An 18,698-nucleotide genomic window follows, 5' to 3' on the forward strand; every position below is an offset into this window, starting at 1 on the left:
GCCGGCGCATTGCCAACCGCATTCACCCAGCCCCCTCAACTACGGATTCAAAGATGACCGATTTCGTGTTCCAGCCGCCCGCGCAGGCGAGCGTCGCCGTGGCCGGCAGCGATGCCCGCTTCCCCATCCGCCGCGTGTTCTGCGTGGGCCGCAACTACGCCGCGCATGCGCGCGAGTTCGGCAACGACCCCGACCGCGATCCGCCGTTCTTCTTCACCAAGCCGGCCGACGCCGTGGTGCCGGCCGAAGGCACCGTGGCCTATCCGCCGCTGACCGAGAACCTGCACCACGAGATCGAACTGGTGGTGGCGATCGGCAAGGGCGGCGCCGACATCAAGCCCGAGCAGGCGCTGGACTTCGTCTGGGGCTACGCCGTGGGCGTGGACATGACCCGCCGCGACCTGCAGGACGTGGCCAAGAAGATGAGCCGCCCGTGGGACTGGTCGAAGAGCTTCGACGCCTCCGGCCCGTGCGGCCCGCTGCACCCGGTGGCCAGCGTCGGCCATCCCGCCAAGGGCCGCATCTGGCTCGCGGTCAACGGCGAGACGCGCCAGGACGGCGACCTCGACGAACTGATCTGGCCGGTGGCGGACGTGATCGCCTATGTCTCGCAAAGCGTGACCCTGGCCCCGGGCGACCTGATCTTCACCGGCACGCCGGCCGGCGTGGGCGAACTGCGCCAGGGCGACAAGGTGACCGCGGGCGTGGAAGGCGTGGGCGAGATCGCGTTCACGGTCGGCAAGCGCTGAGGCAGCGGCGTTGCCCGGCATCGCAAGCGGACGGCTTTTTCCAGTCCGGTAGCATTGGCCGGCGCTGGCCCTCTCCCCCGTCCCCTCTCCCGCAAGCGGGAGAGGGGAGCAACCCCCCGTGCGATTGACGAAGCCCCCGAATGGGCCCAAACCGCAAGAGCTAGCCCAAGCAAGGTGTTCTCCCTCTCCCCTCACGGGGAGAGGGCCGGGGAGAGGGGCGGTTTGACTAGGAGCCACATCAAGCGAAGCCAACGGTGTTGTCCGGCTTGGGGGCCACCAACGAAGCCGCCGGTTGTTTCCAACACGGCAGCATTCGCCAGCGCCGGCCCTCTCCCCCAACCCCTCTCCCGCAAGCGGGAGTGGGGAGCAAACCCGCAGTCGCGGCAACCTGAGCAGCAGCCCCCGGCTTATACTTCCCCGCAGCAGCGCGGATCGCCGCGATCCGCCATCGAGAACACGCTGGGGGCACGTGTCGCCTGGCGAAGACAAGACAGGAGACCAAGCCCGATGCGCGAGAACCGGATTCGAAAGATGTGGGCGGCCGACCAGGCCGTCGTCAATGGCTGGCTCTCCATCCCCAGCAGCTTCGCGGCCGAGACCATGGCCCACCAGGGCTGGGACTCGCTTACCGTGGACCTCCAGCACGGCGTGCTTGACTACCGCGACGCGCTGGCGCTGTTTACCGCCGTGTCCACCACCGACACCGTGCCCGTGGTGCGCGTGCCGTGGAACGAGCCCGGCATCCTGATGAAGGTGCTGGACGCCGGCGCCTACGGCGTGATCTGCCCGATGATCAATACGCGCGAGGACGCGGAGCGCTTCGTCGCCGCCACCCACTACCCGCCGCTGGGCTCGCGCAGCTTCGGGCCGATACGCGGGCTGCTGTACGGCGGCGCCGACTATCCCGAGCGCGCCAACGAGACCATCGTCACCTTCGCCATGATCGAAACCCGGCAGGGCCTGGACAACCTCGACGAGATCCTCTCGGTGCCGGGGCTGGACGCGGTCTACATCGGCCCGTCCGACCTCTCGCTCGCGCTCGGCTGCCGCCCCACCTTCGACGACGTCGAGCCGCCGGTGGCCGACGCCATCGCGCACGTGCTGGCCCGCGCGCGCGCCCACGGCGTGGTCGCGGGCATCCACAACGGCGCGCCGGAAGCGGCGCTGCGCCGCGTCGAGCAGGGCTTTCGCTTCGTCACGGTCGGCTCCGACGCGCGCCTGATGGCCGCCGGCGCCCGGCAGGTGGTGACGCAGATGCGCGCCGGGTGCGCGCCGGCCGGCGGCGGCGCCCAGGGCTACTGACGCCTGACGGCTACCGGCGCGCTACACGTACTTGCCGGTGATGCCGCCGTCCACCACCAGCTCGGTGCCGGTGATGTAGGCCGCCGCGTCGGACGCCAGGAAAGCGCAGGCGTGGGCCACCTCCCACGCGCTGCCCATGCGGCCCAGCGGCACCTGCGCGGCGCGCGCTGCCCTGGCCTGCTCCAGGCTGGTCCCGGAGTACATGCTGGCCACCGTGGTGGCGATGCGCGGCGTGTCGATCAGGCCCGGCACCACCGTGTTGGCGCGCACGCCATGTGGCGCGTATTGCTGCGCCAGCATGCGCGTGAACTGGATCACCGCCGCCTTGGTCACGCTGTAGGCCAGGTGCGGATATCCCAGGTAGCGCATGCCGGCCACCGACGAGATCGCGATGACCGCGCCGCGCCCGCGCGCCACCATGCCGGGCAGCACCTGCTGGCTGGCCAGCAGCAGGCTGCGCACGTTGACCGCATGGATGCGGTCGAAGTCGGCGGCGCTGGTTTCCAGCGGGCCGCCGGTCTTGCCGATGCCCACGTTGTGGTGCAGCACGTCGACCATGCCGAAATGCTCGCGCGCCTCGGCGAACAGGCGCGCCACGTCCTCCTCCACGGCGATGTCGCCCACGAAGGTCTCGGCCACGCCGCCTTCGGCGCGGATCAGCGCCGTGGTTTCTTCTGCCGACGCCGCGTCGCGGTCCACCACGCACACCCGCGCGCCCAGCCGCGCATAAGTCACGCTCGATGCGCGGCCGATGCTCCAGCCCGGCGCGGCCGAGCCCGCTCCGGCCACGAATACCGTGCGGCCGGACAGATCGAGCGGCAATGCCGGCGGGCGCGCCGCGCCGGCATCGCGTGCCACGCCCGCCGTCATGCGCCCTCCTCTTCCGTGCGGCCGCCTTCGCCCACGTAGGGAATGGCATGCTCGACGGTGTCCCAGATAAAACGGCCCGAGGGGCTTTGCTGTTCCTCGACGATATGCGCCACCAGCCCGGCGGCGCGCGAGATCACGGCGAAGCCGCGCATCACGGCCGTCGGCACGCCCAGCTCGCCCAGCAGCGCGGCCACGGCGCCGGTGGCATTGATGGTGATGGGCCGGCCCGCCACGGCATCCACCGCCGCGGACAGGCGCTCCAGCGCCCGGATCTTGTCGCCGGCCAGCTCGGGCTCGGCGCGGCCCAGCTCAAGCAGCTTGTAGGCGCGCGGGTCCACCGGCTTGTGCAGGTGGTGGCCGAAGCCGGGCACGTGGGCCTTGATGGACTTGTAGTGCCGCGCGATCTCCATCGCCTCGGCATCCGGGTCGGCGGCGGTGCCGATGCGGTCGAGCAGCTGCGAGCAGTTCTCCATGGTGCCCACGAAGGAGCTGCCCACGGCCAGCAGGCCGGCGGCGACCGCGCCCTGCAGGTTCTCGGGCGCGCTCATGTAGATCAGGCGCGTGGCGATGGCGCTGGGCGTGAGGCCGTGCTCCATCAGCACGACCAGCACCACGTCGGTGATGCGCAGGTCCACCGGGCGCGGCGCGCGGCCCAGGATCTGCATCAGCATCACCTCGGTGAAGGTCTTCTTGCCCATCAGGTCCTCGACCAGGTCGGCGTCGCGGTAATGCAGGCTGGTGAGCGTGTGCGTGCACAGGCGGGTGACGGGGGTAGCGGGCTTGGAGGAAGCGGAGTCGGTCATGGCTTGGTCTCTTTCTTATACGGACGATTTATGCGGACGATCTATGCGGACGATCAGGATGCGTCGGCAGCGGCGGGCGCCAGCGCGCGGTCGCGCACGGCGGTCTTGAGCACCTTGCCCACCGGCGAGCGCGGCAGGCTGGCATGGAAGTGGATGCGCTTGGGCGTCTGCACGGGCCCCAGCCGCTCGCGCACGAAGGCGATCAGCTCGGCCTCGCTGGCCTGCTGGCCGGGGCGCAGCTCCACCGCGGCCTGCACCGCTTCGCCCCATTTCTCGTCGGGCACGCCGAACACGGTGCATTCGTGCACGGCCGGGTGCTGGCCCAGCGCGTTCTCGACGTCGATCGGATAGACGTTGAAGCCGCCGGTGATGACCATGTCCTTGAGCCGGTCCTTGAGATACAGGTAGCCGCGCTCGTCGATCAGGCCGCGGTCGCCGGTGTGCAGCCAGCCGTCCACCAGGGTCTCGGCGGTCTTTTCCGGCAGGCGCCAGTAGCCGCTCATCAGCAGGTCGCCGCGCGCCACCACCTCGCCCACCTCGCCGGCGGGCAGCAGGCGGCCACCGGGCGCCATGATGGCCACGTCGCTGAACCACGTGGCGCGGCCCACGGCGGCCCAGTTGCGCTCGTCCTCGAAATCCTCCGGGCGCATCACGGTCAGGTTCTGCGGCGCTTCGGTCTGGCCGTAGGTGGTGCCCAGCACCGGGCCGAAGAACGCGCGCACCTCGCGGATCTTCTCGGGCGGCATCGGCGCGCCGCCGTAGATCAGGCGGCGCAGGTGCGGGAAGTCCGCGCGCGAGGCGCCCGGCAGCGCCATCAGCATGTAGACCAGCGTGGGCGGCATGAAACACACGGTGCCGCCGCGCTCGCGGAACGCGGTGCGCACGGCCTCGGCGCCGGCCTCCGCCAGCACCACGTGGCAGCCGCCCTGCGCCAGGATCGGCAGCAGGTAGGTGGAGGTGCCGTGCGTGACCGGCGCGGCCACGATGTAGCGCTCATGCTCGTCGAAGCCCCAGGCGTGGATCTGGTTGGCGATGTTGGCCATCCACGCGCGGTAGGTCTGCATCACGCCCTTGGGCGCGCCGGTGGTGCCGCCGGTGAACTTGATCGCCTGCGTGGCCTCGGGCGGCAGCGCGAAGGCCGGGCGCGCCGCGCCGGCATGCTGCGCGACCAGTCCGGCCAGCGTGCGCTCGCCCGCAGGCGGCGGGCCGCAGTAGATGCGCTCGCCGGGCGCGCCTTCGAGCAGGCCGGCGCAGGCCGGATCGATCACCAGGATGGACGGCTCGGTCGCATCGACGATGCGGCGGATCTCCGGCCGGGTGCTCTTGGGATTGAGCGGCACCCAGACCTTGCCGCAGGCCAGCACCGCCAGCAGCGCCACGATGTGCTCGGCGCTGTTGCGCGCGCAGATGCCGACACGGCTCTGCGGCGCGGCGTCCAGCGCCACCAGCGCGGCGGCCAGCGCCGCGACCCGCTCGGCCAGCGCGTCGTAGCGGATGGCGCCCTCGGGCGCGTCGATGGCGATATTGCCGGGCCAGCGCGCGGCCGCGCGCCAGAAGAAATCGATCGGGAACATGGCGGTCATTCTCCTTATTCGGCTTTGGCGCCAGACTGTTTGACAACGTCGCGCCAGCGCCTGGTTTCGGATGCGATCAGCTTGCGCAGCTGATCCGGCGTGCCGGGCTCGGGCGTGGCCGCCAGGTCCTGCAGGCGCTGGCGCACGTCCGGCATGGCCAGCACCTTGCCCAGCGCGGCGTTGAGCCGCTCGACCACCGGCTGCGGCGTGCCCGCCGGCGCGGCGAGCGCGAACCACGACTGCACGTCGAAGCCGGGAAAGCCGGACTCCGCCACGGTCGGCACGTCCGGCAGCAGCGGCGAGCGCTGCGCGCTGGTGATGGCGATGGCGCGCAGCCGGCCCGCCTTCACGTGCGGCAGCGACGACGGCGTGTTGTCGAACATCGACTGCACCTGGCCGCCGAGCAGGTCGGTCACGGCCGGCGCGCTGCCGCGGTAGGGCACGTGCAGCATGTTGAGCCTGGCCTGCATCTTGAACATCTCGCCCGACAGGTGGATGGACGAGCCGCTGCCCGACGAGGCGAACGTCACGCCTTCCGGCGAGCTCTTGGCCAGGCGCATGTAGTCGGCCAGCGTCTTCACCGGCAGCTTCGGGTTGACCACCAGGATGTTGGGAATCCGCGCGATCAGGCCGACCGGCTCGAAGTCCTTCTGCGGGTCGTAGCCCAGCTTGTCGTACAGCGACGCGTTGATGGTATTGGCGATGGTGTAGACGTAGAGCGTGTAGCCGTCCGGCGGCGACTTGGCCACCAGCTCGGCGCCCACGTTGCTGTTGGCGCCGGCGCGGTTGTCCACCACCACCGACTGGCCGAGCTGCTCGCCCAGCTTGACCGCGACGAGGCGCGCGATCACGTCGGTGGCGCCGCCGGCGGAATAGCCGACCACCAGCCTGACCGGCTTGGCGGGCCACCCGGCGGGCTGGGCCCGCAAGGCCGGCGCGGCGCCGCAGGCGAGCGCCGCGGCGAATGCCAGCAAGCGCCGGCGCAGTGCATTGTGCGAAGTCATGTTGTCTCCTGTTGGCGATGCGATGCCGTCGCGGGCCCCCTTCTGACTGCGCTGCGGCATACTGCGGGGTGGCTCCGTCGACCCGAGAAATTCTTCCCCATGCCTGCCCGCACTGCCAGCCGAAACGTCCGCCAGCCGGACGTTCCATCCGCCGCCGAGACGGCCGAAGACACCGGCGCGCGCACCCTGCGGCGCGGCCTGCAACTACTCGACGCAGTGCTCGACAGCGGCCGCGACGGCCTGCGCGTGGTCGACCTGTGCCGCATCGCGGCGCTGGAACGCGCCACCGTCTATCGCCTGCTGGCGACCCTGATGGAAAGCGGATATGTGGCGCAGCGCGGGCGTTTCCGCTACGTGGCAGGCCCGCGCGCGGCGGCGCTGGCACAGCCGCGCGCCACCCCCGGCTTCGCCGCGCGCCTGCAGCCGGTGCTGGCGCGCGTGAGCGCCGCCTGCGGCGACGCCGCCTTCGCCATCGTGCGCGAAGGCCCGATCTCGCATTGCATCGCGCGCCACGTGGGCACGCATCCGGTGCAGATCCTCGTCATCCAGATCGGCACGCGCCAGCCGCTCGGCGTGGGCGCGGCGGGGCTGGCGCTGCTGTCCGCGCTGCCCGACGAAGAAGTGGAGCACTGCATCGCCGCCAACGCGCCGGCGCTGGGCCGCTACGGCGGCATGACGCCCGAGCGCATGCGGATCCTGGTGCGCTCCACGCGCGAGCGCGGCTGGTCGGTGATCGGCAACCACGCCACCAGCGGCGTGCTGGCGGTGGGCATGGCGGTGCAGGCGCCGGACGGGGAACCGGTCGCGGGCATCAGCGTGGCTTCCACGCTCGCGCGCATGCCGCGCGAGCGCCAGCAACTGATCGCGCGCGCCATGCGGGAGTCGCTGGCGACGTTGTTGCCGAAGGGGTTGTGAGGGATTCGGAGCAGGGCCCGCTGGGTACCACCGCGGGGCGACAGATTGATGACCGCCGGTGCATCGAAGCCGGCGATTCCGGGACCGCAAGACGGGACGCACAGAACGCGCATGCCACCGCCCCGTTCGCTGGACAACCCCATGTCGCGCGAGTAGCCTACCCGGGCCACCGTGACGTGGCGAACCTGTCATCCACCAGGATGGTGCAAACCCCCAAGCTCAGACCGGGCACCGGCCCGGCCCCACCTCAAGAGGCCCTCATGAGCATCACCAGCAAGCTTCGTTTCGCGGCGAGCATCGTCGGCACCGCCGCGGCCCTGAATGCCGCATGCCTGTACAGCGGCAGCGCCAGTGCACAGACCGTCAGCGCGCCGCCCGCGGGAACGGCCACCGCGACACCGGACAATGCGGTGCTGCTCACGGTGTTCCTGCGGCATGACCAGTCGCGCCCGCTCAGCGAGCTGAACGCGCAGTTGGCCAAGCAGGGCTTCTACAAGGCGTTTCCGCCCGCCGGCGTCGAGGTGATGAGCTGGTATGTGGCCATGGGGATCGGCCAGGTCATCACGCTGCGCCTGCCCGCCACCCGCATTCGCGAAGTCAACCGCGTGCTCGAGGATACGGCCTGGGGCGCGTATCGCACGGAGTTCTACCCGAGCTACGACTACAAGGCCGTCGGCCTCGCCGAGCACGACAAGGCGACGAAGTAGCCAGGGCTTTGCGCGGGCGCCGGGCCGACGGCAGGCCCGGGCCCTCCGGGCCGCGCGCCGTCCGTACCGCTCAATACGTCTCCAGGTGCAAGCGCCCCTCGCGCTTGAGGTCGGCGCCCACTGTCTCCCACGACAGCCCGGCCTGCTGCGCCACGTCGCGCAGCGCCAGCACCACGCCCTCTTCCATGCTCTTGAGGCCGCATACGTAGAAATACGTGTCGGGGTCGGCCAGCAGCGCGGCCAGGTCGGCGGCGCGCTCGCGCATGGCGTCCTGCACGTAGCGCCTGGGCTGGCCCGGCGTGCGCGAGAACACCATGTTGATGTCGATGAAATCCTTGGGCAGGTTCTGCAGTGGGCCGAAATAGGGCAGTTCCTCCCTGGTGCGCGCGCCGAAGAACAGCATCAGCTTGCCGCCTTCGAACTTGCCGGACTTGCGCAGCCGGCGGCGCCATTCGGTCATCGCGCGCATGGGCGCGCTGCCGGTGCCGGTGCAGATCATGACGATGTTGGAGCGCGGGTGGTTGGGCATCAGGAAGCTGCTGCCGAACGGGCCGATCACCTCCACCTTGTCGCCCACCTGCAGGTCGCACATGTAGTTGGACGCCACGCCGCGCACGGGATTGCCCTGGTGGTCCTCCAGCACGCGCTTGATGGTCAGCGAGATATTGTTGTAGCCGGGCCGCTCGCCGTTGCGCGCGCTGGCCAGCGAATACTGGCGCGCGTGGTGCGGGCGGCCGCTGGCGTCCACGCCGGGCGGCACGATGCCGATGGACTGGCCTTCGAGCACCGGGAACGGCGAGGCGCCGAAGTCCAGCACGATGTGGTGGGTGTCGTAGTCGCGCCCCACCTCGGTCACGCGCACGTTGCCGGTCACGGTGGCGGTGATGGTCCTGGCGGCCTTGGCGCCGTACAGGTTGGTGTAGGCGTGCGCGGCCGACCACGGCGGCACGGTGGCGCCGTACTGCGCGCTGTTGAATGCCTCCTCGCCGCTGGCGGCGGCGGGCAGCGGGACGGCGGCCGGCTCCGGCGGCGCTTCCGCGCCGGCCGCCACGCCGGCGGCGGCCAGTTGCTCGGGCGTGAGCTCGGCCGGCAGTTCGTCCCAGCCAAGCTGTTCGTCGACGCCGTAGGCGCGCGCGCGCGGCATGGTGCGCCAGTTGTCGATCGAGCCGGTCGGGCACGGCGAGATGCAGGCCATGCAGCCGTTGCATTTGTCGGCATCCACCACGTAGTTGCGCGCGTCGTGCGTGATGGCCGCGACCGGGCAGGTGGCCTCGCAGGTATTGCAGCGGATGCAGATCTCGGGGTCGATCAGGTGCTGCCTGATGACCTGAATGTCGGACATGTCCATGGCGATCTCCGGGTATCGTGCCCCCTGTGGCCGGGGGCTTCCCCATTGGCTTGCGGCGGCAGGCGCGGGGGTCCCTGCCGCCGGTGGCGCCCGCGCGCGCGGGGCTTCGCTCAGTTGAAGCGCACGTACTCGAAATCCACCGGCTGGCGGTTGATGCCCATCACCGGCGGCGCGATCCAGTTGGCGAACTTGCCGGGCTCGACCACGCGGCCCATCAGGCTGGCCACGAAGGCGCGGTCGCCGTCGCCGGGCAGCCACCGGTCCACGTTGTCGCGCCATTCGGCTTCGGAGATCACGCGGCCGTCCGGCGAGATCTTCACGCCCGAGAGCGCGCCGATATTGCGGTGGAAAGCCTTGTGCGGCACCTTCAGGCGGAACGGGATGGCGGCCTTCTCGATGACCTTGTTCCAGCGCTCCACGCCGGCCACGCTGTCCTTGATGTAGTCGTCGCGCAGCACTTCGTTGAGCGCGTTGAGCATCGGCACTTCCTTCTCCACCAGTTGCCCGCCCACGGCCTGCAGCACCTTGTAGCTCTGGCCCTTGAGCACGTGGTCGTCGGCGCGCTTGCCTTCTTCGTAGCGGCCCTTGAGGCCGGTGCTGTAGAAGGTGGCGGCATTGCTCGACTCGTCGGCGCCGAACAGGTCGATGGTGACGCTGTAGTGGAAGTTGAGGTAGCGCTGGATGGTCGGCAGGTCGATCACGCCGGCCGCGCGCAGGCGGGCCGGGTCTTCGGTCTTCAGCTCGTTCATGACCTGGCAGGTGCGCTGGATCACGCGCGACACGCCGCTCTCGCCCACGAACATGTGGTGCGCTTCCTCGGTCAGCATGAACCTGGTGGTGCGCGCGAGCGGGTCGAAGCTCGATTCGGCCAGCGCGCACAGCTGGAACTTGCCGTCGCGGTCGGTGAAGTAGGTGAACATGAAGAACGACAGCCAGTCCGGGGTCTGCTCGTTGAACGCCTGCAGGATGCGCGGGTTGTCCTGCTGGCCGCTGCGGCGCTCCAGCAGCGCCTCGCCTTCCTCGCGGCCGTCGCGGCCGAAGTACTTGTGCAGCAGGTAGACCATGGCCCACAGGTGGCGCCCTTCTTCCACGTTGACCTGGAACAGGTTGCGCAGGTCGTACATGCTCGGCGCGGTCAGGCCGAGGTGGCGCTGCTGCTCCACCGAGGCGGGCTCGGTGTCGCCCTGGGTGACGATGATGCGGCGCAGGTTGGCGCGGTATTCGCCGGGCACGTCCTGCCAGGCGTCTTCGCCCTTGTGGTCGCCGAAGTGGATCTTGCGGTTGGCCTCGGCGGGGTTGAGGAAGATGCCCCAGCGGTAGTCCGGCATCTTCACGTGGCCGAAGTGCGCCCAGCCCTGCGGATCCACGCTGATGGCGGTGCGCAGGTAGATGTCGAAGTCGTGCGAGCCGTCCGGGCCCATGTCGTTCCACCAGCTCAGGTAGTTGGGCTGCCATTGCTCGAGCGCGCGCTGCAGGGTGCGGTCTTCGCTGAGGTTGACGTTGTTGGGGATCTTGTCGCTGTAGTTGATGCCGGACATCATGGTCTCCGTGGCTGGCTGTGCGTTGTGCGTTGGCGTTGTGCGTCGGCTTTGGTGGAGCGGGGTCGGTGCCGGCCGCGGCGCCCCCACCGGGGAAACGCGCCGCGCCGTTTGGGGGCATGCGGCCTAGACGCGGTTCCAGTCGAACGCGGCTTTGTCGCCCTTGCCGTAGACCTTGAGCGCGCCCTTCTCGCCCACCGCGTTGGGGCGCTGGAAGATCCAGTTCTGCCAGGCGGTGAGCCGGCCGAAGATGCGGGTGAACATGTTCTCCGGGCCGTTGAAGCGCAGGTTGGCTTCCATGCCGGTCAGCGCGTCGGGCGACATGGCGGCGCGCTCTTCCAGCGCGATGCGCACTTCGTCGGCCCAGTCGATGTCGTCCGGGTTGGCGGTGACCAGGCCGAGCGCATGGGCCGCGTCGGCGTCGAGCGGCCGCCCGGCCTGGGCGCGCACCGCTTCGAGCGCGGGCTGCTCGTCATAGAAGCGGCGGCCCAGGCGGCTCTGGCCGGTCACCATCGGGTAGAGCCCGAAATTGGTCTCGGCCACGGTGATCCTGGGCGCGCGCGCTGCGTCGTCCGGCAGCGCGAGGTGGTAGCTGCGGTCGCAGGCCAGCGCGAGTTCGAGGAAGGTGCCGGCAAAGCACGAGCCCGGCTCGATCAGCGCGAACAGGCTGCGCGACGACACGTCCAGGCGCGACAGCGTGCGGCGCAGCAGGCCGATGGTCTCGCGCACCAGCCAGTGGTCCTTGTGCGCGAGCAGGGTGGCGTCCATCGCCAGCACGTTGGCGGCCTCGCCTTCGGTCTTGATCAGCCAGGTGCCGATGTCGAGCTCGTTGGTGCGCATCGACAGGATGGCGTCTTCCAGTTCGCGCGCCAGTTGCAGCGGGTACCAGGCGGCGCCCGCCTCGGCGATGGCGGCGGGCGTCTGCGGCTGCGTGGCCGACGGTGCCTTGACGACAAAGGTGGCGCGGCGCGCGGCGCGGTCGATCTCCACGCGCACGTGCTCGTAGCGCAGCGCATCGGCCTCCACGCTGCGGAGCAGCGGCGAGAGCGCCACGCCGCGGCCGTCGGCCGGGCGGTCGCTCTGCGCGGCCAGCGCCAGCGCGCGCTCCCGCACCTTCTGCGCGAACGCGGCAGGCTTGGCGATGTCGTCCACCAGGCGCCAGTCCTTGGCGCGCTGGCCGCGCACGCCCTCGGTGGTGGTGCAGAAAATGTCGGCGAGGTCATGGCGCACGTGGCGCTTGTCGGTCACGCGGGTCAGGCCGCCGGTGCCGGGCAGCACGCCCAGCAGCGGCACTTCCGGCAGGCTGACGGCCGAGGCGCGGTCGTCGACCAGGATGATCTCGTCGCAGGCCAGGGCCAGTTCGTAGCCGCCGCCGGCGCAGGCGCCGTTGACGGCGGCGAGGAACTTCAGGCCGCTGTGCTTCGACGAGTCTTCCAGGCCGTTGCGGGTTTCGTTGGTGAACTTGCAGAAGTTCACCTTCCAGGCATGGCTGCTCACGCCCAGCATGAAGATGTTGGCGCCCGAGCAAAACACCCGGTCCTTGCCGCTGGTGACCACCACGGTGCGCACTTCGGGATGCTCGAAGCGGACGCGGTTGACCGCGTCGTTGAGCTCGATGTCGACGCCGAGGTCGTAGCTGTTGAGCTTGAGCTTGTAGCCGGGGCGCAGGCCGGCGTTTTCGTCGATGTCCACCGCCAGCGTGGCAACGGGACCGTCGAACGTCAGCTTGAGGTGCTTGTATTGGGACGGGTCGGTCTGGTAATCGACGCGGGGGGCGGTAGCCATGCTGTGTCTCCTCAGCAATGAAGCACGATAGTGCAGTGATCGGGAATCCGGTGAAAAGAAATATAGTTCACCAATCCAATTCGAGTCAAGCACTATTGTGCATCATTCCCAGAGGAGCCCGCGACGCCTTCCAGCCGCTACAGCGGCAGTTGCAACGCCCGCCGGACCACGTCCCGCAGCGCCTGGAACGTCTCTTCGAGCGGCGCGGCGCTGGTGTCCACGCTGAGTTCCGCCTTGGAGTAGAACGCCGCGCGGCCGGCCAGGATATGGCGCAGGTCCTCCATCGCTTCCTTGCTGGCGGCCATCGGCCGCAGGTCGCCCTGGGCGCGCACGCGGCTCATGTGGTCTTCCGGGTCGGCCTGCAGCCAGACCGTGGTGCAGTGGGCCAGCAGCAGGTTGAAGGTGGCCGGGTCGGACACCAGCCCGCCCGGCGTGGCGATCACCGCTTCCGGGTAGATCTGGATGGCCTCTTCCAGCGCGCGCCGCTCGTAGCGGCGGTAGGCGTTCATGCCGTACAGGCCCTGGATTTCCGAGATGCTGCAACCGGCGAACTGCTCGATCTCGCGGCTCAGTTCCACGAACGGAAAGCCGAGGTCCTCGGCCAGCATGGCGCCCAGCGTGGACTTGCCGGCGCCGCGCAGGCCGATCAGCGCCACGCGCGGGCTGCGCGCGGCGTTGCCGCCGCCGGTGCCCAGCATCTCGCCGATGGCGATGCGCACGCGCCGCAGCGTGGCCTCGTCGCGGTGTTCGAGCAGTTCGCGGATCAGCAGCCATTCCGGCGACGAGGTGGAAACGTCGCCCAGCAGTTCCGCCAGCGAGCATTGCAGCGCCGTGGCGACCTGCTGCAGCACCAGGATGGAGGCGTTGCCGCTGCCGTATTCCAGGTTGGCGAGATGCCGCTCCGACACGTCCGCGGCCAGCGCGGTGGCCTTGCGGGTCAGGCCGCGGCGGGCGCGCAGCTCGCGCACGCGTTCGCCCAGCGCCACCAGCAGCGGATTCTTCTCGCCCGCATTGACCGCCGCAGCGCTCTCGCCCCCCGCGCCCCCGGCCCCCGGACCCGGTTGCGCGGCAGGTCCGTCGGTCGGCGCGGTCCGAGTTAACCCGGTCGCATGCAATATATTGCTTGACATGATTTCTGGTCGGCTCTATGTTTCGTTCATGCACAATAATGCATGACGCATGGGTATGCAACCCGGCTAAGTCTAATGGAGCCCCCAGATGTCCCCAACCGAATTTCGCGTCCAGGCATTTCGCGGGCAGATCGCGCGGCTGACCGCCGGGATCGCCGGCCGCCCGCTCGATGCCGCCCTCGACGCCTGGCTCAACGCCGGACACGGTGCCGGCAGCCTGACCTACCGCGAACTGAAGGCCGCCTGCGAAGCCGGCGTGGCCGACGGCTGGCTGTGCAACCGCGAAGGCGGCGGCATCCGCTACGGCCGCATCTTCAAGCCGGACGACGAACTGCACGGCTTCTCGGTCGACGTGGTGGACATGCAGGACATCGCCGGGCCGCACCACGCGCATCCCGAAGGCGAGATCGACCTGATCATGCCCGTCGAAGGCGAGGCGCGCTTCGACGGCCGCCCGGCCGGCTGGCTGGTCTGCCCTCCCGGCAGCGCGCACCGGCCCACCGTCACCCAGGGCCGCGCCCTGGTCCTCTATCTGCTGCCCGCCGGGCGCATCGAATTCACGCGATAGCCCCGCCTGCCCGCTTCCCATCCGCCCACCCGCAGGAACCCGCATCATGACCGAACTGCTTTCCAACCATCTCGGCGGCCGCTGGCAAGCCGGGACCGGCGCCGGCACGGCGCTGCTCGACCCCGTGCTGGGCGACGAACTGGTGCGCGTGGACGCCACCGGGCTCGACCTCGCCGCCGGCTTCGCCTTCGCCCGCGCGCAGGGCGGCGCGGCCCTGCGCGCGCTCGGCTACCGCGAGCGCGCCGCCATGCTGGGCGCCATCGCCAAGGTGCTGCAGGCCAACCGCGAGGCCTACTACGACATCGCCACCGCCAACAGCGGCACGGTCAGGAACGACTCGGCCGTCGACATCGACGGCGGCATCTTCACGCTCGGCACCTATGCGAAGCTCGGCGAATCGCTCGGCGAGCGCGGCTTCCTGCCTGACGGCGAGGCCGCGCGCCTGGGCAGGGAACCGCTGTTCCAGTCGCAGCACGTGCTCGCGCCCACGCGCGGCGTGGCGCTGCTGATCAATGCGTTCAACTTCCCGGGCTGGGGCTTGTGGGAGAAAGCCGCGCCCGCGCTGCTGTCCGGCGTGCCGGTCGTCGTCAAGCCCGCCACGGCCACGGCATGGCTGGCGCAACGCATGGTGCGCGACGTGATCGCGGCCGGCATCCTGCCGCCCGGCGCGCTGTCCGTGGTGTGCGGCAGCGCGGCCGGCCTGCTCGACCAGTTGCAGCCGTTCGACGTGGTGTCCTTCACCGGCTCGACCGACACCGCCGCGCTGATCCGCTCGCACGCGGCCGTGGCGCAGCGCTCGGTGCGCGTCAATATCGAAGCCGACAGCGTCAACTCGGCGCTGCTGCTGCCCGGCGAGGCCGCCGGCAGCGCAGCGTTCGACCTGCTGGTGCGCGAAGCCGCGCGCGAGATGACCGTCAAGTCCGGCCAGAAATGCACGGCCATCCGCCGCATCTTCGTGCCCGAGGCGCTGTACGGCGCCGCCGCCGAGGCCATCGGCGCGCGCCTGCGCAAGACCACCGTGGGCAACCCGCGCAATGACGCGGTGCGCATGGGCGCGCTGGTCAGCCGCGCGCAGCTGGATGCCGTGCGCGCGGGGCTGGCTTACCTGCGCGAACAGGCCGAAGTGCTGCACGACGGCGCCACGCACGCGCTGGTCGATGCCGATGCGGCCGTGGCCTGCTGCGTCGGCCCCACCCTGCTGGGCGTGCCCGGCGCCGACCGCGCCGATCTCGCCGACCGCGTGCACGACACCGAGGTGTTCGGCCCGGTGGCCACGCTGGTGCCCTACCGCGATGCCGCCCATGCGCTGGCGCTGGTGCGGCGCGGGCAAGGCTCGCTGGTGGCCTCGCTGTACGGCGGCGACGATGCCGCGCTGGCCGCCGCCGCGGTCGAGCTGGCCGACAGCCACGGCCGCGTCCACGTGATCTCGCCCGAGGTGGGCCAGTCACACACCGGCCACGGCAACGTCATGCCGCAGTCGCTGCACGGCGGCCCGGGCCGCGCGGGCGGCGGCGAGGAACTGGGCGGACTGCGCGCCCTGAACTTCTATCACCGGCGCAGCGCCGTGCAGGCCAGCACCAGCGTGCTGGCGCAACTGTAGGCCGGGCGCGCGACCCGCCACCAGCACGACCCGCCACCCACAAGGGGAGACCAGCATGACCACCGAAGCATCCGCCCGGCCGCCGGGCACGCCCTTCAATTTCGCCGCGCACCTGCTCGCCGCCAACGCGCGGCGCGCCGGCAAGACCGCCTATGTCGACGACCACGGCAGCCTGACCTACGGCGCGCTGGCCGAGCGCGTGCGCCGCCTGGCCGCCGCGCTGCAAGGCTGCGGCATCCACCGCGAAGAGCGCGTGCTGCTGCTGATGCACGACTGCAACGACTGGCCGGTTTCCTTCCTCGGCGCCATGTATGCGGGCATCGTACCGGTGGCGGTCAACACCCTGCTCACCGCCGACGACTACGCCTACATGCTGGCGCACAGCCGCGCGCAGGCGGTGCTGGTGTCGGCCGCGCTGCTGCCGGTGCTGCGGCAGGCCATGGCGCAAGGCAGCCACGAGGTCAAGGCGATCATCGTCTCGCACCCGGACGGCGCGCCCGGGGATGGCGCGGTCGCGCTCGAGGCGCTGCTCGACCGCCACGCGCCGCTGGCCGCGCCCGCCGGCACCGGCCCCGACGACCCCGGCTTCTGGCTCTATTCGTCCGGCTCCACCGGCCGCCCCAAGGGCGTGCTGCACAGCCAGGCCAACCCGTACTGGACCGCGCAACTGTACGCCGGCCCCATCCTCGGGCTGGGCGAGAACGACATCTGCTTTTCCGCCGCCAAGCTGTATTTCGCCTACGGGCTGGGCAACGGCCTGAGCTTCCCCTTGAGCGTAGGCGCCACCGTGGTGCTGATGGCCGGGCGGCCGACGCCCGAAGCCACCTTCCGGCGCTGGCGGGATCACCGGCCCACGGTCTTCTTCGGCGCGCCGACCGGCTACGCCGGCATGCTCGCCTCGCCGGCGCTGCCCGCGCGCGGCGAAGTCGCGCTGCGCCTGTGCTCGTCCGCCGGTGAGGCGCTGCCCGCCGAGCTCGGCGAGCGCTTCACCGCCCACTTCGGCTGCGAGATCATCGACGGCATCGGCTCCACCGAGATGCTGCACATCTTCCTCTCCAACCGCCCGGGCCAGGTGCGCTACGGCACCACCGGCTGGCCGGTGCCGGGTTACGCGGTGGAGCTGCGCGACGAGGAAGGCCGCCCGGTGCCAGACGGCGAGGTCGGCGACCTCTATATCCAGGGCCCCAGCGCCGCGCTGATGTACTGGGGCAACCGCGAGAAATCGCGCGAGACCTTCCGCGGCGGCTGGACCAAGAGCGGCGACAAGTACGTGCGCAACCCCGACGGCAGCTACCGCTATGCCGGGCGCAGCGACGACATGCTCAAGGTCAGCGGCATCTACGTCTCGCCATTCGAGGTGGAAGCCACGCTGGCCCAGCATCCGGCCGTGCTGGAAGCGGCCGTGATCGGCGTGCCCGACGGCGCGGGCCTGACCAGGGCCAAGGCCTTCGTGGTGCTCAAGCCCGGCGCACAGGCCGGCGAGGCCGAGCTCAAGGCCTTCGTCAAGGAGCGCCTGGCGCCCTACAAGTACCCGCGCGCGATCGAGTTCGTGCCCGCGCTGCCCAAGACCGCCACCGGCAAGATCCAGCGCTTCCGGCTGCGCGAAATGGAGGGCGCGGCGGCCTGAGGCCGGGTCGCGCAAAGCTCTACGATGGCCGCGTACCTGCCGACGGTCTGCTCCCCTCTCCCGCAAGCGGGGGGGAGCAGACCCGCAGTCATTCCGCCGCGCGCCTCACGCCGCCGCCTTCGCCTCCTGGTAAGCCGCGTACAGCCGCTTGAACACCGGCCCCGGCACGCCCGCGCCGATGGCCTTGCCGTCGATGGTGACCACCGGCAGCACTTCCTTGCTGGCCGAGGTCAGCAGCACCTCGTCCGCGGCGAAGACTTCCTCGCGCGCGATGCGGCGCGCTTCCAGCGAGATGTCCAGCGCGGCGCACAGCTCTTCCATCCAGCCGTAGCGGATGCCCTCCAGGATCAGGTTGTCCTTGGGCGGCGCGCTGACGCGGCCTTGCCTGACGATCCACACATTGGAGGCGGAGGCCTCGGTCAGGAAGCCGTCGCGGAACTGGATGCTCTCGGTGGCATCGTGCTCGACCGCGTTCTGCGCCGCCAGCACGTTGCCCAGCAGCGAGGTGGACTTGACCTGGCAATGGAGCCAGCGCTTGTCTTCCTGCGTCACGCACGCCACGCCCTGCTCGCGCATCCGCGCGGACGGCGGCGTCATCGGGTTGGTCATGATCAGCACCGTGGGCGTCACTTCCCTGGGGAAGGCATGGGCGCGGCGCGCCACGCCGCGCGTGACCTGGATGTAGATCATCTGGTCGGACAGCCCGTTGGCCTTGACCACGCGGTCGATCAGCGCCATCCATTCGGCGTCCGTATGCGGATTGGGAATGCCGATGGTTTCCTGGCTGCGGGCCAGCCGCGCCAGGTGCTGTTGCAGGCGGAAAGGCCTGCCGCCGTAGATGGGCACCACCTCGTACACCCCGTCGCCAAAGATAAAGCCGCGGTCCAGCACGGGGACGCGGGCTTCGGACAGGGGCGTGAGTTCGCCGTTGAGGTAGACGATGTCTTCGTTCATGGTGGGCAGAGGCTTGGGGCAGGGTGGAGGGGGAATGCGGCATTCTTCCACAAGCCACGGCGGCGCCCTATGCAAAATAAGCATGACGCGCGCGAGGCCGGCCGCGGCGCCGCCTTGTGCCGCGCACCGCACCGGGACATCCACCCCTTCCTTGATCCCGCCGCAAGAATCATTTGCCTGCCGCGGGGTTTTTGCAAAGCCGGTCCGTCCCGATAATCGCCTCA

At 70.4% G+C, this 18,698-nt stretch carries 16 protein-coding genes; 7 read left to right on the forward strand and 9 right to left on the reverse strand.

The window, feature by feature from the left end; translation table 11 throughout:
- Nucleotides 1-53 precede the first annotated feature (53 nt).
- Together ACKI2N_RS32840 and ACKI2N_RS32845 are read left to right on the forward strand one after the other, a co-directional pair.
- Nucleotides 54-749 carry a fumarylacetoacetate hydrolase family protein gene (locus tag ACKI2N_RS32840; RefSeq protein ID WP_420996560.1) on the forward strand — a complete coding sequence of 232 codons (696 nt, stop codon included), beginning with the start codon at nucleotides 54-56 and terminating at the stop codon, nucleotides 747-749.
- Between the two features lie 507 nt (nucleotides 750-1,256).
- Nucleotides 1,257-2,051: an HpcH/HpaI aldolase family protein gene (locus ACKI2N_RS32845; protein ID WP_420996561.1), complete on the forward strand. Its 795-nt coding sequence runs from the start codon at nucleotides 1,257-1,259 to the stop codon at nucleotides 2,049-2,051.
- 21 nt (nucleotides 2,052-2,072) lie between these two features.
- Here the strand turns inward: ACKI2N_RS32845 and ACKI2N_RS32850 are convergent, their stop codons facing one another.
- The 4 genes from ACKI2N_RS32850 to ACKI2N_RS32865 are packed head-to-tail and all read right to left on the reverse strand — an operon-like array spanning nucleotide 2,073 to nucleotide 6,302.
- Nucleotides 2,073-2,921 (reverse strand): SDR family NAD(P)-dependent oxidoreductase, encoded by an 849-nt coding sequence (locus ACKI2N_RS32850; RefSeq protein ID WP_420996562.1) that lies wholly within the window; start codon nucleotides 2,919-2,921, stop codon nucleotides 2,073-2,075.
- On the reverse strand, nucleotides 2,918-3,724 hold the full coding sequence (locus ACKI2N_RS32855) for a citryl-CoA lyase (protein ID WP_420996563.1): 807 nt from the start codon (nucleotides 3,722-3,724) through the stop codon (nucleotides 2,918-2,920). Before ACKI2N_RS32855 ends, ACKI2N_RS32850 begins: the two co-directional genes overlap by 4 nt.
- Before the next feature lie 53 nt (nucleotides 3,725-3,777).
- The gene (locus tag ACKI2N_RS32860) at nucleotides 3,778-5,298 is read right to left on the reverse strand and encodes a class I adenylate-forming enzyme family protein (RefSeq protein ID WP_420996564.1); all 1,521 of its coding nucleotides are present in this window, start codon (nucleotides 5,296-5,298) and stop codon (nucleotides 3,778-3,780) included.
- Between the two features lie 14 nt (nucleotides 5,299-5,312).
- Nucleotides 5,313-6,302, reverse strand: a complete 990-nt coding sequence (locus tag ACKI2N_RS32865) for a tripartite tricarboxylate transporter substrate binding protein (RefSeq protein WP_420996565.1) — start codon at nucleotides 6,300-6,302, stop codon at nucleotides 5,313-5,315.
- Nucleotides 6,303-6,401: 99 nt separating this feature from the next.
- Here ACKI2N_RS32865 and ACKI2N_RS32870 point away from each other — a divergent pair, with 99 nt between their 5' ends.
- Together ACKI2N_RS32870 and ACKI2N_RS32875 are read left to right on the forward strand one after the other, a co-directional pair.
- Nucleotides 6,402-7,217 carry an IclR family transcriptional regulator gene (locus ACKI2N_RS32870; protein ID WP_420996566.1) on the forward strand — a complete coding sequence of 272 codons (816 nt, stop codon included), beginning with the start codon at nucleotides 6,402-6,404 and terminating at the stop codon, nucleotides 7,215-7,217.
- 260 nt (nucleotides 7,218-7,477) lie between these two features.
- On the forward strand, nucleotides 7,478-7,924 hold the full coding sequence (locus ACKI2N_RS32875; protein WP_420996567.1) for a hypothetical protein: 447 nt from the start codon (nucleotides 7,478-7,480) through the stop codon (nucleotides 7,922-7,924).
- A gap of 70 nt (nucleotides 7,925-7,994) precedes the next feature.
- Here ACKI2N_RS32875 and boxA read toward each other — a convergent pair whose 3' ends face one another.
- The 4 genes from boxA to ACKI2N_RS32895 all read right to left on the reverse strand — a co-directional run bounded on the left by boxA (nucleotide 7,995) and on the right by ACKI2N_RS32895 (nucleotide 13,725).
- Nucleotides 7,995-9,272 carry a benzoyl-CoA 2,3-epoxidase subunit BoxA gene (gene boxA, locus ACKI2N_RS32880; RefSeq protein WP_420996568.1) on the reverse strand — a complete coding sequence of 426 codons (1,278 nt, stop codon included), beginning with the start codon at nucleotides 9,270-9,272 and terminating at the stop codon, nucleotides 7,995-7,997.
- A 110-nt stretch (nucleotides 9,273-9,382) separates the two neighbouring features.
- Nucleotides 9,383-10,810: a benzoyl-CoA 2,3-epoxidase subunit BoxB gene (boxB, locus tag ACKI2N_RS32885; RefSeq protein WP_420996619.1), complete on the reverse strand. Its 1,428-nt coding sequence runs from the start codon at nucleotides 10,808-10,810 to the stop codon at nucleotides 9,383-9,385.
- A 126-nt stretch (nucleotides 10,811-10,936) separates the two neighbouring features.
- Entirely contained in the window at nucleotides 10,937-12,595 is a 1,659-nt protein-coding gene (gene boxC / locus ACKI2N_RS32890; protein ID WP_420996569.1) for a 2,3-epoxybenzoyl-CoA dihydrolase, read from the reverse strand.
- A 137-nt stretch (nucleotides 12,596-12,732) separates the two neighbouring features.
- A complete protein-coding gene (locus tag ACKI2N_RS32895; RefSeq protein WP_420996570.1) occupies nucleotides 12,733-13,725 on the reverse strand; it encodes a helix-turn-helix transcriptional regulator in 993 nt (330 codons plus the stop codon).
- 88 nt (nucleotides 13,726-13,813) lie between these two features.
- On the opposite strand from ACKI2N_RS32895, the gene ACKI2N_RS32900 reads away from it, so the two are divergent.
- From ACKI2N_RS32900 to ACKI2N_RS32910, 3 genes are read left to right on the forward strand one after another with little or no spacing between them, the layout of a single operon-like run.
- The gene (locus ACKI2N_RS32900) at nucleotides 13,814-14,293 is read left to right on the forward strand and encodes a DUF4863 family protein (protein WP_420996571.1); all 480 of its coding nucleotides are present in this window, start codon (nucleotides 13,814-13,816) and stop codon (nucleotides 14,291-14,293) included.
- A 46-nt stretch (nucleotides 14,294-14,339) separates the two neighbouring features.
- On the forward strand, nucleotides 14,340-15,893 hold the full coding sequence (locus ACKI2N_RS32905) for a 3,4-dehydroadipyl-CoA semialdehyde dehydrogenase (protein WP_420996572.1): 1,554 nt from the start codon (nucleotides 14,340-14,342) through the stop codon (nucleotides 15,891-15,893).
- Nucleotides 15,894-15,948: 55 nt separating this feature from the next.
- Nucleotides 15,949-17,520 (forward strand): benzoate-CoA ligase family protein, encoded by a 1,572-nt coding sequence (locus ACKI2N_RS32910; RefSeq protein WP_420996573.1) that lies wholly within the window; start codon nucleotides 15,949-15,951, stop codon nucleotides 17,518-17,520.
- A gap of 105 nt (nucleotides 17,521-17,625) precedes the next feature.
- Here the strand turns inward: ACKI2N_RS32910 and ACKI2N_RS32915 are convergent, their stop codons facing one another.
- The gene (locus ACKI2N_RS32915) at nucleotides 17,626-18,474 is read right to left on the reverse strand and encodes a D-amino acid aminotransferase (RefSeq protein ID WP_420996574.1); all 849 of its coding nucleotides are present in this window, start codon (nucleotides 18,472-18,474) and stop codon (nucleotides 17,626-17,628) included.
- Nucleotides 18,475-18,698 lie beyond the last annotated feature (224 nt).

This window comes from Cupriavidus sp. 30B13, assembly GCF_049059565.2.
GTDB lineage: Bacteria > Pseudomonadota > Gammaproteobacteria > Burkholderiales > Burkholderiaceae > Cupriavidus.

Coding starts and splice junctions, on each gene's coding strand:
- ACKI2N_RS32840 (WP_420996560.1), top strand. CDS start 54: ATGACCGATTTCGTGTTCCAGCCGCCCGCGCAGGCGAGCGTCGCCGTG.
- ACKI2N_RS32845 (WP_420996561.1), top strand. CDS start 1,257: ATGCGCGAGAACCGGATTCGAAAGATGTGGGCGGCCGACCAGGCCGTC.
- ACKI2N_RS32850 (WP_420996562.1), bottom strand. CDS start 2,921: ATGACGGCGGGCGTGGCACGCGATGCCGGCGCGGCGCGCCCGCCGGCA.
- ACKI2N_RS32855 (WP_420996563.1), bottom strand. CDS start 3,724: ATGACCGACTCCGCTTCCTCCAAGCCCGCTACCCCCGTCACCCGCCTG.
- ACKI2N_RS32860 (WP_420996564.1), bottom strand. CDS start 5,298: ATGTTCCCGATCGATTTCTTCTGGCGCGCGGCCGCGCGCTGGCCCGGC.
- ACKI2N_RS32865 (WP_420996565.1), bottom strand. CDS start 6,302: ATGACTTCGCACAATGCACTGCGCCGGCGCTTGCTGGCATTCGCCGCG.
- ACKI2N_RS32870 (WP_420996566.1), top strand. CDS start 6,402: ATGCCTGCCCGCACTGCCAGCCGAAACGTCCGCCAGCCGGACGTTCCA.
- ACKI2N_RS32875 (WP_420996567.1), top strand. CDS start 7,478: ATGAGCATCACCAGCAAGCTTCGTTTCGCGGCGAGCATCGTCGGCACC.
- boxA (WP_420996568.1), bottom strand. CDS start 9,272: ATGGACATGTCCGACATTCAGGTCATCAGGCAGCACCTGATCGACCCC.
- boxB (WP_420996619.1), bottom strand. CDS start 10,810: ATGTCCGGCATCAACTACAGCGACAAGATCCCCAACAACGTCAACCTC.
- boxC (WP_420996569.1), bottom strand. CDS start 12,595: ATGGCTACCGCCCCCCGCGTCGATTACCAGACCGACCCGTCCCAATAC.
- ACKI2N_RS32895 (WP_420996570.1), bottom strand. CDS start 13,725: ATGTCAAGCAATATATTGCATGCGACCGGGTTAACTCGGACCGCGCCG.
- ACKI2N_RS32900 (WP_420996571.1), top strand. CDS start 13,814: ATGTCCCCAACCGAATTTCGCGTCCAGGCATTTCGCGGGCAGATCGCG.
- ACKI2N_RS32905 (WP_420996572.1), top strand. CDS start 14,340: ATGACCGAACTGCTTTCCAACCATCTCGGCGGCCGCTGGCAAGCCGGG.
- ACKI2N_RS32910 (WP_420996573.1), top strand. CDS start 15,949: ATGACCACCGAAGCATCCGCCCGGCCGCCGGGCACGCCCTTCAATTTC.
- ACKI2N_RS32915 (WP_420996574.1), bottom strand. CDS start 18,474: ATGAACGAAGACATCGTCTACCTCAACGGCGAACTCACGCCCCTGTCC.